The sequence below is a fragment of the Gynurincola endophyticus genome, from assembly GCF_003991195.1.
Taxonomy (GTDB): Bacteria; Bacteroidota; Bacteroidia; order Chitinophagales; family Chitinophagaceae; genus Gynurincola; species Gynurincola endophyticus.
Map to the genome: position 1 here is coordinate 123,669 of NZ_RCWL01000001.1, position 19,197 is coordinate 142,865.

The following is a 19,197-nucleotide window of genomic DNA, read 5'->3' on the forward strand; positions in this document are numbered from 1 at the left end:
TGATTAAAATTATGTTTACTGCAATTTTAACATTATTTCATTGAATCATAATGCTTAAAGCTATTTACGGGTCATAAAATGTGATTAAGATTTACTACTTTAGAGACAACGATTCAAACCATTGTTTATATGAAATTAGTACAAAGTTATGTTTGTGGAAGTTGGCAGATAGGAGATCTTTCTTCAGCTCAGGTACTTTATAATGCCGTTACAGGTGAACCTATCGGACAGGCATCTACGAAAGGACTGGATTTTAAGAATATTGTTGAGTATGCCAGAAAACATGGGGGTACTGCGCTATCGAAAATGACTTTTCATGAGCGCGGATTAATGCTGCGTGCACTGGCTTTACACTTAAGAAATCATTTGCCAGAGTTATATAAATGCAGTTATCAGTCGGGTGCTACCAAAGCCGATAGCTGGATAGATATTGAGGGAGGAATTGGTAATCTTTTTTCGTATGCGTCGCTACGCCGTCAATTTCCGGATGAATATTTTTGTACTGACGGGGATGCTGTTCCTTTAGGAAAACAAGGTTTTTTTATGGCGCAGCACATCCTGGTGCCGAAAGAAGGTGTGGCAGTACATATTAATGCATTCAACTTTCCTGTTTGGGGGATGCTTGAAAAAATAGCGGTTAATCTGCTGGCCGGCGTTCCGGCAATTGTGAAACCGGCAACAGTAACTTCTTATTTAACAGAACTGGCTGTTAAAATTATTATAGATTCGAAGATACTTCCCGAAGGAGCTTTGCAGTTGATTACCGGTAGTGCCGGTGATTTATTAAATCACCTTTCTTATCAGGACGTGGTTACTTTTACCGGGTCAGCACAAACTGGCGCCATGTTAAAAGCACATCCGAGGATTCTGGGCGAAAACATTCCGTTCAACATGGAGGCAGACTCGTTAAATGCCATCGTATTAGGAAATGATGTAGCTCCTTCCGACCCAGAATGGGATATTTTTATTAAAGAAGTAAGAAGAGAATTAACTATAAAAGCCGGTCAGAAATGTACGGCTATCCGTAGAATTTTTATTCCTCATGATAAAGTGAATGCTGTTGTTGAAGCATTAAAAGCGGCATTAACCGGACTGGTAATCGGTAATCCTGCTAATGAAAAAGTGAGAATGGGCAGCCTTGCAGGTCAGGACCAGAAAAAGGAGCTTAAAGCGCAATTATCTAAATTAACAGCCGAGTCAAGTATAATTTTCGGATCGCTGGATGAGGTGGATGTGCTGGATGCAGATGCCGAAACCGGAGCGTTTGTATCACCGGTTTTATTGTACAATGAAAATCCGTTCAGCAGCGTTTTAGTACATGAAGTGGAAGCGTTCGGACCAGTCAGTACGATTATGCCGTATCATCATCTTGACGAAGCTATTCACCTGACCAAGTTAGGAAAGGGATCGCTGGTGTCAACAATAGTAACGGCTGATGACCGCTTGGCACGCCAGTTTGTATTAGGAGCAGCCACACACCATGGCAGGATTTTGATTTTGAACAGAACTTCGGCAAAGGAAAGTACAGGTCATGGTTCGCCATTGCCATTGCTCATTCACGGTGGTCCGGGAAGAGCAGGTGGCGGAGAAGAAATGGGCGGTGTTCGCGGGGTAAAACATTATATGCAGAGAGTAGCCGTTCAGGGATCTCCGACCTCACTCACCAGGTTGATTAATCAGTATCAACCCAATGCAGAAACAATCAGTGATGGTAAACATCCTTTCAGGAAATATTTTGATGAGCTGGTAATCGGTGAAGAATGGGTGACACATAAACGTACGGTCACCGATGCTGACATCGTGAACTTTGCCAATGTTAGCTGGGATCACTTTTATGCCCATACAGACCATACTTCTCTTGAAGGAACAATATTTGAAAAACCGGTTGCGCACGGTTATTTTATTCTCAGTGCAGCAGCAGGATTGTTTGTTGATCCGGCAAAAGGGCCTGTATTATTGAACTATGGATTAGAAGAGTGTAGATTTTTAAAACCGGTTTATGCTGGTACAACAATTGGAGTAAGATTAATCTGTAAACAGAAAATAAAACAAGAAACAAAATCAGAAGAAGATATTCCTAAAGGTATTGTTAAATGGTATGTGGAAGTGTTGGATCAGCAAAATGAATTAGTGGCGGTAGCTACCATTTTAACCATGGTAAAAATGAAATAAAAATTATTCTTATGTTACAAGAAATTAAAGATGGATTTGTTCGGTCAGAAACAAACAATGGCGTTACGATTATAGAGTTTTATCATCCCCAGCAAAATTCTTTACCATCTAAAATTTTAGCTGAACTCGCAAATACAATTAGTGGTGTAGGTAATGAACCCGAAACAAAAGTGATTGTATTAAAGTCGGTAGGCGATAAAACATTTTGTGCAGGTGCGTCATTTGATGAACTGTCACAAATCGATAATGAAAAAGATGCAATTGAATTCTTTAGCGGTTTTGCAAATGTAATAAATGCAATGCGCCGTTGTGCTAAGTTTATCATTGTACGTGTACAAGGTAAATGTGTAGGTGGTGGTGTTGGTATTGCAGCTGCAGCCGATTATGCTATTGCTGCAGAAGGGGCAGATATTAAATTAAGCGAACTGGCCGTGGGTATCGGGCCTTTTGTAGTTGGACCCGCAGTTGAAAGAAAAATCGGAAAGAGTTCATTCAGTCAGTTGGCGATAGATGCTTTTCATTGGAGAAATGCTGATTGGGCGAGAAGAAAAGGGTTATATGCTGAATTACACCCTTCTATTGAAAATATGGATGCTTCTATTGAGGGAATGGTCAATCATTTGTCGAGCAGCAGTGTGGAAGCCATGAAAGAATTAAAAAAAGTATTGTGGGAAGGAACTGATCACTGGAGTACGTTGCTTTATGATCGTGCGAAAATTTCAGGAAGGCTTATTTTAACTCCACATAGTAAAAAAGCAATACAGGCTTTTAAAGAGAAACAGTCAGTAAAATAAATTGAAAATGGAGAATTAAGAGTTTAGAATTCATGAATCGTATTCTAAACTCTTAATTCTTACCTCTTCATTCTTAATTAAATATTCAGGCCGCCGCAGGTAGAAATTACCTGGCCGGTAATATAAGAACTTAAATCTGATGCAAGGAACAAAGTAGCATCTGCAACTTCTTCTGCTTTACCGAATCTTCCTAAAGGAATTTTTTCCATGAAAGCTTTTCCGGCGTCACCATCTTGTAAATAGTGGGTCATGTCTGTTTCGATGAAACCCGGAGCAATTGCATTACAGCGAATGTTTCTGCTTCCTAATTCATGTGCTACAGACTTGGTAAATCCGATAATTCCTGCTTTAGAAGCAGCGTAAGAAGACTGACCGGCATTTCCTCTAACACCTATAATTGAACTCATGTTGATAATAGAACCTTTCTTCGCTTTCATCATAGGGCGAATAACTTGTTTGGTCATATTAAAAACAGATTTCAGATTGATATCCATTACATCATCCCACTGTTCGGGTGTTAAGCGAAGCAGGAGATTATCTTTAGATATTCCAGCGTTGTTTACGCAGATATCGACTGTTCCGAAATTTTTTACTACATCGGTAACAAAAGCTTCCGAAGCGGCAAAATCGCCGGCATTACTTTGATAAGCTTTAGCCTGAACACCATATGATTGTAAGGTGGCTTCTAATTTCTGAGCTTTTTCTGCACTACTATCACTTACGAATGTAAATGCTACATTAGCACCTTGTTCAGCAAGACGTTTGGCAATAGACTCTCCAATTCCGCGTGCTGCACCAGTAACGATGGCAACTTTACCTTCTAATAATTTCATATTGTAACTATATTAAGGGTCGAAAATATCGAATCGCCTGAATTTATACAAGTTTATTCGGCATTTTCTAGAAGTTAATTTTGAATGGGCCTGCTATCGGTAACATTTCCTCGATATATTTTCGATCGTTACTTAATCTTGGTACTTTATGCTGGCCGCCCAACTTCCCTCTTTCTTTTAACCATTGAGCAAACATACCCGGATTAAAGGCATGCACTTTGGGTAAACGTAGTGCTATGTTTTTATGTCTTTTTGCTTCGTAGTCGCTATTAACAGATTGCAGTGTCTGGTCTAATATTTCTATAAAGCGATTAAAATCTACAGGTGCTTTTTCAAACTCAATCAACCACTCGTGACTACCGTTACCATCTTCAGTAAAATAGATCGGAGCAGCCGAATAATCGTTTACAATTGCATCTGTGGCAAGGCAGGCTTCCGCTATTGCTTTATCGGTATTGTCTACAATAACTTCTTCACCAAATGCATTGATATAATGTTTAACCCTGCCGCTTACTTTAATTTTGAAAGGATTTAACGATACAAACTTGATCGTGTCTCCAATGAGGTAGCGCCATAAACCCGCATTGGTGGTAATAATGAGCGCATAGTTTTTATCCAGTTCAACTTCTTTTAATCCGATGGTTCTGGGGTTTTCTTTTCCGAACTCTTCCATCGGCATAAATTCATAAAAGATGCCATGGTCTACTAATAACAACATACCGTCTTCATCAGGATTATTCTGTGCCGCAAAAAATCCTTCACTGGCGTTATACATTTCCAGGTAGTGAATTTTTTTACCGATAATTCTTTTAAACTGATCGCGATAAGGTGTAAAGGATACACCGCCATGCATATAAAGTTCCAGGTTAGGCCATACTTCTGCAATGGTAGATTTGCCGGTAATTTCAAGAATCCGTTTAAGCAATACCAGCGTCCAGGTAGGAACACCAGACAGTGAGGTAACATTTTCTTTGATGGTGCTTTGCGCCAGCATTTCAATTTTGCTTTCCCATTCATCCATCAGGGCAATACTGAGATCGGGGGTACGTAACCAATGTCCGTAAAACGGAGAGTTTTGTAACAGTACTGCACTCAGGTCACCGTATTGTGCTTCTTCATTTACTGGATTGATATTATGAGACCCGCCCAATACTAATCCTTTACCAATTAGCAGGTTTGATTCGGCGTTGAAATTGTAATACAGTGTGAGTACATCTTTAGACGCTTTGTAATGGCCGTCTGCCAGCGCTTCATCTGATACCGGAATAAACTTGCTTTTATCGCTGGTAGTACCGCTGCTTTTAGCGAACCAGTTAATCGGCGTATTCCAGAGTATGTTTTGTTCTCCACTCATGATTCTTTCGATATAAGGTTTGAGGTCCTCATAATCATGAATGGGTACACGTTGTTTAAAATCTTTGATATGGAAAAGCTGGGAGAATCCATATTTTTTTCCAAACTCTGTATATTGACCAGCAGTAACAAGGTCTTGCAAAACCTCTCTTTGGGCATCGGCCGGATGTTGAATCCAGGCATCAATGCGCCATAAGCGTAATCTCGCTAGCGACGAAATGGCTGGTGATAAGAACTTCACTAGGCAAATTTTTTAATCAATAATAATCGTGCGATAAGGTTGAGTGGTCTTATATAGGATTTGACTGATCTTCAGTTTTTAAACCTCTTAAAGCTTCTTCGTGTAAGTAGTCTTTACGTTTTAATTCAAAGTTTCTACCCAGATACAATCTTCTTACCTGTTCATCAGAGGCGAGTTCATCAGCGGTTCCGTGTTTGAATATCTTACCATCAATCAACAGATAAGCACGATCACAAATAGAGAGTGTTTCATTTACGTTGTGATCGGTGATCAGGATACCGATGTTTTTATATTTCAAACGGGCTACAACAGCCTGAATATCTTCTACGGCAATCGGGTCAACACCGGCAAAAGGCTCATCGAGCAGAATAAATTTAGGACTTACCGCTAAAGCGCGTGCAATTTCGGTTCTTCTTCTTTCTCCGCCGCTCAGAGAGTCGCCGTTGTTTTTGCGAACGTGATGAAGTCTGAATTCATCCAAAAGTTCTTCCAGCTTGAATCTTTGTTGTTCTTTGGTCAAGTCGGTCATTTCCAGCACAGCTCTGATATTATCTTCAACGCTTAACTTTCTGAAAACAGAAGCTTCCTGTGGAAGATAACCGATGCCAGACTGAGCTCTTTTATACATAGGGAGCTTGGTGATATCTTCTTTATCGAGGTATACAGTGCCTTTATCCGGTTTAATCAAACCCACAACCATATAGAAGGAGGTGGTCTTACCTGCTCCGTTCGGTCCTAACAAACCTACAATCTCTCCTTGTTTAACACTAAACGACACTTCCTTTACTACAGTTCTGCTGCCATAGGTTTTTACCAATTGTTCGGTATTAATTTCACTTGCCAATTTGAATGTGTTTACTACAAAAATATGGCTTCATATCGATATATTCTTTCCATTTTTGTAATTTAACAGACATAAACTGCGTAAGTTTGCAGGCAATTTAAAATTATGAAAGTAACCGAACATATTGCTCAGGCTAAAAATACCTTGATTTCATTTGAAATACTACCTCCACTCAAAGGAAAGACAATCAATTCAATATATGACCATTTAGACCCCTTAATGGAGTTTAAGCCTGCTTACATTAATGTTACTTATCATAGAAGCGAACATGTTTTTAAGAAGAAGGCTGATGGTACTTTCGATAAAGTAGAGGTGCGCAAAAGACCCGGTACGGTGGGTATTTGTGCGGCTATCATGAACCATTATAAGGTGGATGCTGTTCCGCATTTGATTTGTGGCGGCTTTAATAAGCGTGAAACTGAGGATGCCTTGATTGACCTCAACTTCATCGGTGTGAATAACGTATTGGTATTAAGAGGCGACGCTGCTAAAAATGAAACACTTTTTGAACCGGAACCTGACGGCAACCGATATGCTACAGATTTGTTAAAACAGGTAACGAATCTAAACAGCGGAATTTACCTGGAAGATGATATCAGAGACGGTTTTAAGACGAATTTCTGTATTGGTGTGGCAGGATACCCGGAAAAACACTTTGAGTCACCTAACTTTGAAACCGATCTGGCTTATCTGAAAGCAAAGGTTGATGGCGGAGCTGACTATATTGTAACGCAAATGTTCTTCGATAACAGGAAATTTTTTGATTTTGTTGACCGTTGCAGAAAGGCTGGTATTAATGTGCCTATTATTCCGGGATTGAAACCACTTACTACAAAAAAACAATTATCAGTTATTCCAAGAACTTTTCACGTGGATATACCTACTGAACTGAGCACAGAAGTAATGAAGTGTAAATCAGATGCTGAAGTAGAGTTAGTAGGGGCTGATTGGCTTTATGAGCAATCTAAAGAGCTAAAGGCTGCCAATGTACCGGTAATACATTATTATACTTTGGGAAAACCAGCTATTATTAAAAATGTAGTTGAACGCCTGTTTTAAAATAAAAAAGATTGTACCAATAAAAAAGGATGTTGCACCGGTTGTGAGTAACATCCTTTTTTTTTAAAAAAGTGCAATTGTTTTAAACGCTCTTTATAATTTTTTATACAATTTTTTGTTGATTTTTACCGGATACTTTTGTTTGAGCTCTTTCATCCATTCATCTTCAATACTTTTCTGATAAGCATTTGTTACATCAATTAAAGCTTCTTCAAAAGTTTTTTGTTCCCCGCCTTTATGAATTGATTCAATTCCTACCAGGCTTTGCACACCTTCGTTTAAAGAAGGATAAAGTTTTCCTGCAGCCGGTTCCGGTAATTGCAGGGTAGATAAGTCTTCTTTAGATGTATGAATGAAATAGATATCATTACTCTTTAATTTTTTTAGCTGTTCAATAGTTTGAATTTTATTGATAATGCTACTGATATCTTCATCTGTGAGTGAACTCAGAAATAGTACTTTGGCATAAGGCTTCCATTTGAAGTCTGATTGGTGCTGACGGTAATATTGCTGTATAGTTGCACTGTCATTTTTGTTCCATACGTTTGCCTGCATCAGCTCAAACAACATTGTACTCTCTTTGAATGACTGAACCTGTTTGGCATATACGGGTTCATAGCGATCCATATTGTTTCTGTAATGGCTTTGTAATCTTTGTTGCAGCAACTGATTAAAGTAGAAGTAATAGTCCTCTTCTGAAATAGTTGCCCTGTTTCTACGTAGTTGTTCAAAGTATTGTTGCCAGTCTTTGATTTTTATTGACTGCTCCGCATACGTAGCCAATACAATCGAAGTGTCTATTGAAGCATTGTTATCCTGATATGAATGGGCAACTTGCTTCAACAAAGATATCAGCCCGGCAGAATCTGTTCTTTTTACTGCTAATTTTTGTTCAATTTTTTTATTCAGTACTTCAAAGGCCGTAGAGATTCTGTCGCTGGTTTCAACCCGTTGTTGCCAGTATTCATTCGAAAATGAATTGATAGAGAGCCGGCTTACCAGTTTTAAAATATGAACGCCGAAACTTGTTTCAAAAGGTTGAGAGATTTGTCCTTCCTGTTTTAATGAAAAAGCATATTGTTCAAACTGACTGTCATATTCACCTGTGCCGAATGCGTTTAACAGACCCTTGTTTATAATTGCTCTCGGGTCGGAATGGTACTTTGTTACTGCGTCATCGAACGTGAATGAGGTATTGAGCTCTTTTTTTATCTTTTGGGCTAATGTAAACAACGAGTCTCTGTTATGCTGATTGATTTCGCCGGGATAATACAAAGCAATTTGTTGTACCTGTATTTTTCCTTCTGATTTTTTGCTGCCGTCTCTTTTGAAAATATACCATTTATTACCATGTCTGAAAGGAACGGTGTACTCATTGTCTTTCAATTGATAAATATGGTTTTCTATTTTATAGGGAAGCGTAAAAGCAGTGATATATCCTACTTCACCCTGATTTTGTTGAACAGTAGGGTCTTCTGAAAATTTTTCTGCTGCTTGCTGAAAAGATAATCCATTCTTTAATGATTCATGTGCTTGTTTTATTTTTGATTCAGCAAAAACCGGATTTGTATAATCTACCGGTACCACGATATACGATACTTTGATATCTGTTTGTGCTCTTGTTTTTGCTTCTTCTATCAAGAATTCATATGTATCAATGTCGTAGCGATATTTATGTAATAAGTGTTCTTTGTAAGAGTTCAGCTCGTTGTTGATAACGAAAGAACGGTCGAGCCCCTGCGAGTAAGCTTCTTTTACTTTTAACTGGTAATTAATAAAGGTTTCAAGAAATTCTTTTTTTGATTCGGTGGATCTGCCTAAATCTATATTTTCTTTGTAGGCTTGTTCAAATGATTGTAAAGACACTTCCTGATTACCAATTGAGAAAAGCGTTTGAGAGGCCAGTCCTGAGTAAAAACAACAGGCTATTAAGAGGCTATACCATTTTTTGCAGGTCTTCATCAGACTTTATAATTTTAATTTAACCATTTCGTTGAGCTGTTCGAGATTCAGTCGTTTGGCTACAATTCTTTTCTGATCATCTACCAGATACAGTAAGGGTGTTTGGAAGATGTCGTATAATTGTTTGTAGCCAGGTTTCTGCTGAGCCAGCAAGGCTTCTTCTGCTGCATGATCCCGATATGCATGAGTCCAGGTGTCTATTTTATTTGTTTTAATATAGTCTTTCCAGAGGGGTATATCCTGACCAATATTTACGGCTAATAAAACGATACCCTTTTGTTTCCATTCTTTTTGGTAAACCGAATCTATCTTAGGCATTAGCTCTTTGCAATGCGAACAGGTTGGGTCCCAAAAACATATAACGGTTAAAGGGGCATTTATCTTGTATAAGGAGATGTTTTTTCCATTGATGTCAATCAGGTCAAGCGCGGGTGCCGGGTTACCAATCTGATTGGCCATCATGCTATAGGCTCTTTTGTCTATAAACTCTCTTGTTTCTTTCGGAATAAAATCAGCATTTCCCGGTGCTATATGCTTTTCAAAAAGATGGATGAAAACAGCATCCTGCCCCATGTATTGGGGTTGGATATATTTAGACACAAAATGCATTAGCAGGTAACGATACATTTCAGCATCAACACTGGCAAATGCCAGCATGTAATCAACTTCTTTAATAATACTGTCAGCTACAGGGGCAATAATATGAGTAAAGTAGGTATTCAGTTTGCTTTCGAAAAAGGGGGTGCGCAGGTACATGGCATCGGTGAAGTCAATAGGCCCCCAGTAGTTATCTTTAAAATATTTTCTAACGTAAGCAGTATCGAACTTCCCTCCCGGTTGCTGGCTGGCCGGAGGAATGGCGGGCTCTTCCATCGCTTTCAGAAAATGGGCAATCATCGAATTAGGATTACTGTTAACGACCATTTTCCGTGCATCATTTAACTTTTGCTGATAGGTTTGAATACTGTCTTTTACCAATGGCGACGGGTCAGGAATTTTATAAAGCCTGTTAAGTGACTGGCCATAGAAATTAGATTGTAAACTGTATTGGTAGAAGAGTTGATTTTCATCAGAACCAGTGAACTTCAGATCGTATGGGAACGTTGATGAATTAGACCGGATAGAGAAATTCTGCGATTCAGGAATCAGTAATTCAAACATTATTTCCTTTTGGGGAGACACCAGAAAATAAATTCCTTTACTCAACGGGTTATTGCCTTTAAAGTGTCCCTTGCCGTTTGCGTCTAAAACCACCGAGTCTTGTAATCCTTTGGACGATCCATAATAAAAACCCAGGTAAACTTTCTGATTGGCAAATTTTGAAAGTTCTACAGTGATGTCATGTGATTGAGCAAAACAGGTGCTTATCCAGCAGCAAACGATCAATAAAAAAAAGTGTTTCATATTACTGATTAATAAAAAGGCTAAAGCAATATGCTTCAGCCTGTAAAAATAAGGTTAAGTTATATTATTGCTTTACTTCGTCAAGTTCTAATTTTACTTCAACTTCTACCTCTTTTCCAACTACTAATCCACCGGCTTCAATTACACGATTCCATTTAATATTATAGTCGAAACGGTCAATAGTGGTTTTAGCTTTGAATCCGGCTTTTTTTCCTCTTGCACCCTGAATGCTTCCGCCGTAAGTTACTTCCCAGGTCACTGGTTTGGTAACGTCTTTAATAGTAAGATTGCCTTTCAGTTCGTATTTGTTTCCACCTAAATGTTTGAATGAAGTGCTTTTAAAAGTAGCGTTCGGGAATTTTGCAACATCAAACATATCATCAGCTTTTAAGTGACGATCTCTTCCTTCGTTGTTTGTGTTGATACTTTCAACAGAAATGGTAAAATCAATCTGAGCGTCTGTGAAATCTTCTTTGGCAGTTTTTATGGTGCCATCAAAAACTTTGAAAGTTCCTTCTACTTCGGATACTACGTTATGCGTAACAACAAATTTTACAACAGAGTGTGAACGGTCTACTTTCCACGTGGTTTGGGCATTAACGAATGTTACTGACAGAAAAGTTGACAAAGCCAGGGCCATTGTTCTTTTCAATAGGTTTTTTCTCATTGGTGTGTTTGTTTTGATCAATTTAATCTAAGATCAGACTAAATTAAATAAAAGATTTATAAGGATTTATTAAAATCAAAAATTATACCCATCTCTCTTACAGAATTTTTATACCTTAGTTTCATTATCAAATAGATTTATTCTTTCATGTCTATGAAATTTAGTCAATTAGCAGAAACTCTGATCGGCTCTGAGATTGTAAAACTGGGAGCTGATATTAAAGAAAAGATTCGCGGCGGGGAGCATATCTATAACTTTACCATCGGCGATTTCGATCCTTCTATTTTTCCGATTCCGGATGGTTTAAAGACCGCCATTATTGAGGCTTATCAACAAAATTTCACGAACTATCCTTCTGCGGAAGGTAATTTAGACCTGAGAGAGAGTATTTCTTCTTTTCTGGAGAAGAATGCCGGTGTTAAATATGGGGTAGATGAGATTTTGGTGGCTTCCGGCGGAAGACCGTTAATCTATACTTTATACCGTGCTATCTGTGACCCGGGTGATGAGGTGGTATACGCTGTTCCTTCATGGAATAATAATCATTATACACATTTTGTAGGAGCCACTCACGTGACGATTGAAACGACACCTGAAACCAACTTCATGCTAACGGCAGAGCAGATCGCTCCTTATATATCAAGTGCAACATTACTGGCTTTATGTTCGCCCTTAAATCCGACCGGTACAGTTTTCAACACAGAAGAGTTGAAAAAAATCTGCGATATGGTTGTAGCTGAAAATGCTAAGCGTGGAGCAGACCGCAAGAAGTTATATGTGATGTATGATCAGATGTATTGGATGCTGACTTTTGATGGTATTAAACACGTTGATCCGGTAACACTGGTTCCGGAGATGCGCAACTATACTATTTTTGTTGATGCCATCAGTAAAGTATTTGCTGCAACGGGTGTCAGAGTGGGTTGGTCAACCGGCCCTAAAGCAGTATTGGCAAAAATGAAAGCCATATTAAGCCATGTAGGGGCCTGGGCTCCGATGGCCGAACAAAAAGCTACTGCAAAATTCCTTTTACAACAAACTGAAATCGATCAGTATTTAGCTTCCTTTAAAACGAAGGTATATGCCCGTCTGAAAGGTATTTATGAAGGGTTTCAACAGTTGAAAGCAGAAGGTTTTGCCGTTGATGCTATTGCTCCTCAGGCAGCTATATACCTGACGCTTCAGTTCAATCTGGCAGGTAAAACAACTGCTGACGGAAAGTTACTGGCAAAACAGTCGGATGTTACCGGATATTTATTAGATAAGGCAAAACTGGCGATTGTACCATTTAGTGCGTTTGGTGCTTCTGCCGATTCAAACTGGTACAGACTGTCGATCGGAACCTGTAAGCTCGAAGAGATTCCTGCAATGATAGAGCAGTTGAGAAAAGCGCTGATTGAGTTGAAGTAATAATAAATATAAGAATAGTATCCGCAGTGATGAGGATGTTGGAGCGGACTTACAATAATAAGAGGGAATTACTTCAATGAGTAATTCCCTCTTTAATATGTTAGTTTTTGTTTAGTAAAAATAGAAATGGCTGCTTGCTCAGTTTAGCCAGGGCTTTCTGAATATGCTGCTTCGTCTGAAGTATCTTGTGTTTATCTACATCGATAACTTCATAACATTTAAGGCTGTTGTTTTCTGTTTCATACCAATACAAGAGCTGATTGAGTGATTCTAACTCTGATTGAATGGCACTGTCGTCAACATTTTCATCTTTTACTAAGACAAGCAAATCGCGATTGGAGCTTTTCATGATAATTAAACTTTAATAGCCTACAAAGCCTTTGTTCAAGGCGCATCCACAACCTTTGCCCCTGGTAGTTTTTGACGATGTACAGCTGGCGGCAAAAACAGCTAATACCAACACAGCGATAAGGATTTTAAAATTGATTGATTTATTCTTCATATCTGTTTCCTAAGTTAACAAAAAAACAATATATAACTTTCGTAAATTTATCTTTTTTTTGAAATTTTTATGAGTAATAAGAAACCATTAGTCGTGCTTTCAATGCTAAACTGGGGCTTCGGTCATCTTACTCGGTGTTTTCCAATCATTCTCTCCTTAATAGAACTAAAAAAACAGCTACTTATTGTTTGTACACCTGCGCAGCAAGAGGTTTTAGCAAAATCTTTTGACGGATTAATTTTTTTTAATGCAGCAGATGATGCCCCAAAATACGGAAAAACTAAAGCAGCAACCCTATTCAAATTAAGCCTGCAAGCACCCTTTCAGTTAATGAAAGTAAAAAGAGATAACAAAATTGTAGCACGTCTGAGCCAGCAGTATGACATTGAGTTGATTATATCAGATAATAAATATGGATTTTATCACCCGGAAATTCCTTCTGTTATACTGACGCATCAATTAAATATTCAAACCGGCTTAGGAAAATGGGTGGATGCAGTTGCCAACCGGATTAACCGCAAGTTATTGTCGCGTTTTAATGAAGTGTGGGTGGTAGATGGTGTGGGGCTAAATAGTTTAGCGGGAAGTTTATCTGCCGCTTCAGATAATATTCAGGTACCTGTAAAATGGATAGGTTCTTTGAATAGATTACAAACTCAGGCGCAAAAAGGTTCGGAAAAATTATTAATTATTTTGTCAGGCCCCGAACCGCAGCGTACGGTGCTAGAGGAACTTATTGTTAATCAGCTTCCTGTGAATAACCGACACATTACATTCATTCGGGGTACAAAAAAAGAATTTTCAGTGCAGGCACTTCAAAAATTGTCATCACTGCAGTTTACTAACTGGATAGATCTTGCCGGTTTGGCCGAGATAGAACATCTTTTATCGCAAACAGAATGGGTAATGGGCAGAGCCGGCTATACCAGCTTAATGGAGTGGATTACGGGCGGTTGGAAATCTATTGTAATTCCCACTCCCGGTCAGGCTGAACAAGAATACCTGGCCTGCTACCTGATGCAAAGAGGGTGGGTTTTTTCAGTGGAACAAAATGATTTCAATTTACAGAACTGCATAAAAAAAGCCGCTGCCTTCTCTTATAATGATATAAGACCGGCAGCAGCTGATAAAAATGAGATAAAGGCGCTTATTGCTTCATTACTTTCCTCGTCTTCGAACCATATTGAATAATATATAGTCCGCGTGACCATTGTTCTGTGTTTACGGCTAATGATATTCTTCCGTTATTTAGCTGATAAGCCTGTTGAAATAATATCTTTCCATTGATATCGACAATACGAATCGGTAAAGAGTGCTGTGTAGCATCGAATATCTCTACGTTGAGTTGTGTATAGAATGGATTTTGTTTAACAACTATTTCACTTTGAGTAGCAATCGTGATCCATTTAATAGGATAGTATTCTATAAATCCGTCTTTGTCTACCTGCGATAAACGGTATTGTATTTTACCATTTACCGGAAATGCATCGGTCCATTCATAGCTTGATCCGGAGGGATTGTTTCTGGTATATAGAGAGTCTACACGCTGGAAAGCTTCCCCTTCTCTGGCTCTTTCTATATAAAAGAGGTAACCGTTTTGTTCCTGACTTGTTTGCCATTGTAAAAAAGGTTGACCATTGCGTAGGCTAACCTCAAAGTTTGCTAATTGCACCGGCAGTACCATTCCTGAGCTGTAAGAAATCATGAATTCATAGATATTAACAGATCGTCCGTTAATAGTCTTTTTGTAGTTGGGGTCGAGCATGATTGACCAGGTATCGTGCGGATCCTGCAGACATGGAAAACCTGGCTCAGGGAAGTTAGACAAAATCGCTCTTTTGTCAGTGCTCGCATTATTAATATTCGCATGATTCATTAGTGCAGCATTTGCGTCGCACATTAAATCGCTGGAGCATTGACTCGTCCATACACCCAGCTTATTCCTTCCAATATTCTGAGCTATTCCATTGCTTATATATTTACAAGCGGCGATGGGGATAATGGCAGCGATACTTTGCGCATTCCTGTCGCTGCTGCCTACATATTTCTGTATCACTTCTGCACCCTGTGACGCACCGATCAGATAGATTCTATCAGTATCTACCCGATATTGTTGTGTGGCATAGTTGATAAAATCGCCGATGGCGACTTCGCTATAATCCCAATCTGAAAACTGTGGCGACAGAGTGATAAAAGGAAATTCTCTTCCATTGGCATTTACCAGTGCCGAAGGCCAGGTACCTCTTTCAATCATTGCCGTAGGATAGTTCATTACAGGATTAAAAAGTTTACATAGGCCATTCGCATTTGCCGACCCGTCACCTGCATCCCCCCTGCCATGTACAAAAATGACCAGAGGATAAAACCGGTTTTGAGAAGACCAATAATCAGCCGGAACATGTTCTACATAACCTTTAATAAGATTCGTGTTCGGAATGGTGACATTGGTTCTGAGTTCTTGTTTCGTTGGGCTGATGGTTCCTTCACAGCTATTCTGCGATTGGAGACCTGCATAGGGAAGCAGCCCTAATAATAGGTAAAGCGTTACTGTTTTCATTAAAATGAGATTTAGATACGGCATTCCGGTAGTAGATAACTACCGGACAATCGTTCACTATCTTTTGATCAATTTGTGTGTTTCTGTTGTTCCGTTGCTTTGAATAGAGAGCAGATACATGCCTGCCGGCCAATTGCCTGCCTGCACTTCTACATCTCTTCTTCCAGCCTGGGCCTGTAGCTTTTCTGTGTGGTATACTTTTCCCTGAATATCTCTCACCTGAATCTGATATTGGTCGGATACAGTAGATTGAATGGAAAACTTAACCTGATGCTGGAAAGGATTATTGATAATCGTAATTAATTTTTGCGCCTGGATCGTGATCTTTTTAATTTCAAAAAACTGCAGTTTCCCGTCTTTATCTTTTTGAACCAACCTGTAATAGTTGTTTCCAATAGAAGGGTTACCGTCTACCCATTGGTATTTGCTTCCGTTAGGGATATTTTTAGTAAACAGTGAGTCGGCAACAATAAAGTTCATGTTATCGCCTGCGCGTTCAATGTAAAAGTATTCGCCATTTTCTTCCTGAGTGGTTTCCCATGATAACCAGCCTTGATTGTTGACTACTTTAACGTCGAATGACTTCAGGGTTACCGGGAGAATCTGGCCTGCTGTTAATGTGCCGAACCATTGGTAAACTGAGGCCGGGCTCGACAATGTTGAATAGGTGAATGACGGGCTTAAGGTTGGGGTCCACGAATCATGTGGATTACCACTCACACATCCTGTGGAGTTGGTGAGGTGCGATAAAACGTTTTTATTGTTATCAACGCCGGCGGTTCTTAACCTGTTATAATTATTAGAAGCGGTTTGGCTGTTACAAAGGTTGTCATTTTCGCATTGTGACTGCCAAACGCCTACGTTTCCGTTTTTAATATTTTGTGCCTGAGTGGCATTGATGGCTGAACAAGGCGAAAGAGCGAGAATTCCGGCAATTTTTTTCGCATTAGCTTCGCTGGAACCTACGTACTCTAATGCTACGTTTGCCCCCTGGCTGGTACCAATCAGATAAATTCTGCTGGCGTCGACGTTGTAGTTGGCTTTTGCATATTCAATAAAAGCATCAACGGGTACATGACTATAAGTACCTACGGTAAACTGAGGTGTTAACGTAATGAATCTTTTATTTTCATTAGTACCGGTGGGCAGTGTGGCCGGCCAGCTACCGTTTTCAATTCTGATGTAAGGAAAGGCCTGCCATTTGTTAGCAAAAAATTTACACAGGTCGGCTTCTGTTCCATTACCCCATTCATTGAGTACGTGTAATACGATTACTAAAGGATATTTTGTGTTAGCATCCTGGGCATTGTAGCCGTCGGGAAGGTGTTCCAGATAACCTTTTACCTGATTGGTATTGGGTATGGTAACATTGGCGCGCGGAGATTGAAATCTCACTTCGGTCAATGCAACAGGGTCACCCGGATAACAGGTGAGTTTAACAGATTGAGCGAACCCGGTCACTGCCAGACCTAAAGTCAGACAGGTGAGGAAGGTTGATTTAAGGCTAGACATAAAGAAATAAATTACAAGTCATTAAAGTTTGTTTCTATAGGGGATGGACCTGTAATGTTCTTCCTGATAGGTAATGGATAAGGATGCTTATGGTTTGTGGAAATGGATATAGGACATTGCTTGTGTTCCAAAATCATTCCAGCCATTTACATTTGTGTTCAAAAATACGGCACTTCCGGTAGGAAGTACATCAATTTTTACATTTGAATGTAAATTTATTAAATCGGTGATTCCGGGATTGTGTGCTACAACAGCAATTGTATCAAACTGGTTATTAGTTTGCTGTATTACTTTAACCAGCTGTTCGGCAGAAGCGTTATAAAGTTCTTCGTAAGGTTGGATTGGGACGCTGGGGCTGCTAAAACTACTTGCTGTTTCCATTGTTCTTATAGCAGAACTGGCTACAATAAGTTGAAGGCCTAACTGGTTTTTGTGGATAAATGTATCTAGAAGCATACATTGTGCGGTACCGATGTCGGTCAGTTTCCTTTCAAAATCGCTTGAAAAAAAGTCGTAACCGCTATCAGCATGTCTTACAATTAAAATATGCTTCATAAATAATTTTTAGCGTGGTTAAAAAAAGAGGGGCAAGCCCCTCTTTTTAAAAAATAATATACTGCTCGCACAGTATATTATTCTATAAAGTTCCCCATAGGTATCAAACAGTCGGCAGATTTAGCAAGCAAATAGTTTGCCAAATTTGAAGTTTGATACTACAGTCCGTTTGCGTTGATATAGTTAATAAGTGATGCGGTGTTTTTTACTTTGAGTTTCTTCAGGATATTATGTCTGTGTACTTCTACGGTTTTGATGGCAATTTGAAGCCGGTGAGCTACTTCTTTTGAGGAAAGTCCGTCTCTGATCAGATGAATTACTTCCAATTCTCTTTCCGAAAGGGTTTTGAGTCCTGGAAACTCATCTTCGTCAGTTAAGATTTGTTCGGAGAGAATATTTTTTACTTCCTGGCAGATATAGATATTACCATTGTGCACTTCCCGGATAGCGTCGAGCATTTCTTGTCGCGGAGAGTTTTTGGTAACGTACCCTCTGGCTCCGAGACGAAGCATTTTTTTTGCATATGAAGGCTGACTGTGCATGGATATCCCGATCACTTTTGACCCAGGCGAGAGTTTTCTGATTGATTTCAATACATCAAATCCGTTAATCGGAGCCATATTGATATCTAAAAGAATGATGTGAGGACGAAGGTCTTTGACAATTTCGATTGCGTCATGACCATTGCCAACCTCTGCGATCACTTCAAAACTTCCGTTTCTGTTTAACAAAAAAGACCATGTTTCGCGAATCAGGGTATGGTCATCAATGATCATTATCGAAATTTTGCTCATAAGCTCTAGTTTTCTTTCTTCTCATTTCATTCAACTTGAAATGTAAAGCGTATTGGTTTCAATAAAAAGATTATTTCAAATAGATATTGATTGAAAATGGGATCTGAACATTGAGTTCTTTGGGAGAAATGCATCTCTGCTAATTTGATGAATTTTTCGCAAAAAATCATCAAAGCATCTGAAAAAAATTATTTTTTAGCAGATTCTTTGCGATATGTCAAAGTCTATACTCCATATTGGGGATGAGTGAACGATCATCCTTATGCTAATTTGTTTTTTGAAAGCTGTTTAAAAGCGGCGGATATATACTTTTGATGAGCAAATATACTGATCGTACACTATACATCACTGTGACTTTTTTATGACTTTTGGAGAAACCGGTTTTAGTTGGTTATTTTTTTTAATAACTGAATTTAAGAAACCTGACCGTATTAAATCTTTTTAAGGCAATGTATTTAGCTCTTGAGAGCATATAGAATAAGCTTTTTGATAAGTTTGATCCGTTTCTGTTCATATGATTTTTTTAATAGATTTAAAA

The 19,197-nt window shown here is 38.9% G+C and carries 16 protein-coding genes; 5 read left to right on the top strand and 11 right to left on the bottom strand.

All coding sequences use genetic code 11. The annotated features are described in order from the left end of the window. Positions 1-129 precede the first annotated feature (129 nt). A complete protein-coding gene (gene paaZ, locus D9O48_RS00545) occupies positions 130-2,172 on the top strand; it encodes a phenylacetic acid degradation bifunctional protein PaaZ (protein ID WP_126969517.1) in 2,043 nt (680 codons plus the stop codon). 11 nt (positions 2,173-2,183) lie between these two features. After that, on the top strand, positions 2,184-2,966 hold the full coding sequence (locus tag D9O48_RS00550; protein ID WP_126969519.1) for an enoyl-CoA hydratase/isomerase family protein: 783 nt from the start codon (positions 2,184-2,186) through the stop codon (positions 2,964-2,966). A 77-nt stretch (positions 2,967-3,043) separates the two neighbouring features. Here D9O48_RS00550 and fabG read toward each other — a convergent pair whose 3' ends face one another. The 3 genes from fabG to lptB form a co-directional block, all read right to left on the bottom strand. Beyond that, a complete protein-coding gene (fabG, locus tag D9O48_RS00555) occupies positions 3,044-3,799 on the bottom strand; it encodes a 3-oxoacyl-[acyl-carrier-protein] reductase (protein ID WP_126969521.1) in 756 nt (251 codons plus the stop codon). Positions 3,800-3,866: 67 nt separating this feature from the next. Next, positions 3,867-5,393: a GH3 auxin-responsive promoter family protein gene (locus D9O48_RS00560; protein WP_126969523.1), complete on the bottom strand. Its 1,527-nt coding sequence runs from the start codon at positions 5,391-5,393 to the stop codon at positions 3,867-3,869. A gap of 49 nt (positions 5,394-5,442) precedes the next feature. Next, positions 5,443-6,237 (bottom strand): LPS export ABC transporter ATP-binding protein, encoded by a 795-nt coding sequence (gene lptB, locus D9O48_RS00565; protein ID WP_126969525.1) that lies wholly within the window; start codon positions 6,235-6,237, stop codon positions 5,443-5,445. 105 nt (positions 6,238-6,342) lie between these two features. Here lptB and metF point away from each other — a divergent pair, with 105 nt between their 5' ends. Next, entirely contained in the window at positions 6,343-7,296 is a 954-nt protein-coding gene (gene metF, locus D9O48_RS00570; protein WP_126969527.1) for a methylenetetrahydrofolate reductase [NAD(P)H], read from the top strand. Positions 7,297-7,389: 93 nt separating this feature from the next. Here the strand turns inward: metF and D9O48_RS00575 are convergent, their stop codons facing one another. The 3 genes from D9O48_RS00575 to D9O48_RS00585 form a co-directional block, all read right to left on the bottom strand. Then, a complete protein-coding gene (locus tag D9O48_RS00575; protein ID WP_126969529.1) occupies positions 7,390-9,258 on the bottom strand; it encodes a peptidylprolyl isomerase in 1,869 nt (622 codons plus the stop codon). Between the two features lie 6 nt (positions 9,259-9,264). Beyond that, on the bottom strand, positions 9,265-10,662 hold the full coding sequence (locus tag D9O48_RS00580) for a thioredoxin-like domain-containing protein (protein ID WP_126969531.1): 1,398 nt from the start codon (positions 10,660-10,662) through the stop codon (positions 9,265-9,267). 64 nt (positions 10,663-10,726) lie between these two features. After that, complete coding sequence (locus D9O48_RS00585; protein WP_199750469.1) at positions 10,727-11,329, bottom strand: YceI family protein; 603 nt, start codon at positions 11,327-11,329, stop codon at positions 10,727-10,729. Positions 11,330-11,476: 147 nt separating this feature from the next. Between D9O48_RS00585 and D9O48_RS00590 the strand changes: the two genes are divergently transcribed. Next, positions 11,477-12,739: a pyridoxal phosphate-dependent aminotransferase gene (locus tag D9O48_RS00590; protein ID WP_233589121.1), complete on the top strand. Its 1,263-nt coding sequence runs from the start codon at positions 11,477-11,479 to the stop codon at positions 12,737-12,739. Between the two features lie 100 nt (positions 12,740-12,839). Here D9O48_RS00590 and D9O48_RS00595 read toward each other — a convergent pair whose 3' ends face one another. Continuing rightward, positions 12,840-13,088: a hypothetical protein gene (locus D9O48_RS00595; RefSeq protein WP_126969535.1), complete on the bottom strand. Its 249-nt coding sequence runs from the start codon at positions 13,086-13,088 to the stop codon at positions 12,840-12,842. 222 nt (positions 13,089-13,310) lie between these two features. Between D9O48_RS00595 and D9O48_RS00600 the strand changes: the two genes are divergently transcribed. After that, positions 13,311-14,432, top strand: coding sequence for a glycosyltransferase (locus D9O48_RS00600; RefSeq protein WP_126969537.1), 1,122 nt, complete (start codon positions 13,311-13,313; stop codon positions 14,430-14,432). On the opposite strand, the gene D9O48_RS00605 is transcribed toward D9O48_RS00600, so the two are convergent. The 4 genes from D9O48_RS00605 to D9O48_RS00620 all read right to left on the bottom strand — a co-directional run bounded on the left by D9O48_RS00605 (position 14,389) and on the right by D9O48_RS00620 (position 18,659). Further along, positions 14,389-15,798 carry a T9SS type A sorting domain-containing protein gene (locus D9O48_RS00605; RefSeq protein ID WP_158624780.1) on the bottom strand — a complete coding sequence of 470 codons (1,410 nt, stop codon included), beginning with the start codon at positions 15,796-15,798 and terminating at the stop codon, positions 14,389-14,391. The two genes, D9O48_RS00600 and D9O48_RS00605, sit on opposite strands and share 44 nt — an antisense overlap. Positions 15,799-15,855: 57 nt before the next feature. Beyond that, positions 15,856-17,310: a T9SS type A sorting domain-containing protein gene (locus tag D9O48_RS00610; RefSeq protein ID WP_126969541.1), complete on the bottom strand. Its 1,455-nt coding sequence runs from the start codon at positions 17,308-17,310 to the stop codon at positions 15,856-15,858. Between the two features lie 87 nt (positions 17,311-17,397). Further along, positions 17,398-17,865 (bottom strand): SixA phosphatase family protein, encoded by a 468-nt coding sequence (locus D9O48_RS00615; protein ID WP_126969543.1) that lies wholly within the window; start codon positions 17,863-17,865, stop codon positions 17,398-17,400. Between the two features lie 158 nt (positions 17,866-18,023). Then, positions 18,024-18,659, bottom strand: a complete 636-nt coding sequence (locus tag D9O48_RS00620; RefSeq protein WP_126969545.1) for a response regulator — start codon at positions 18,657-18,659, stop codon at positions 18,024-18,026. Positions 18,660-19,197: the final 538 nt, after the last annotated feature.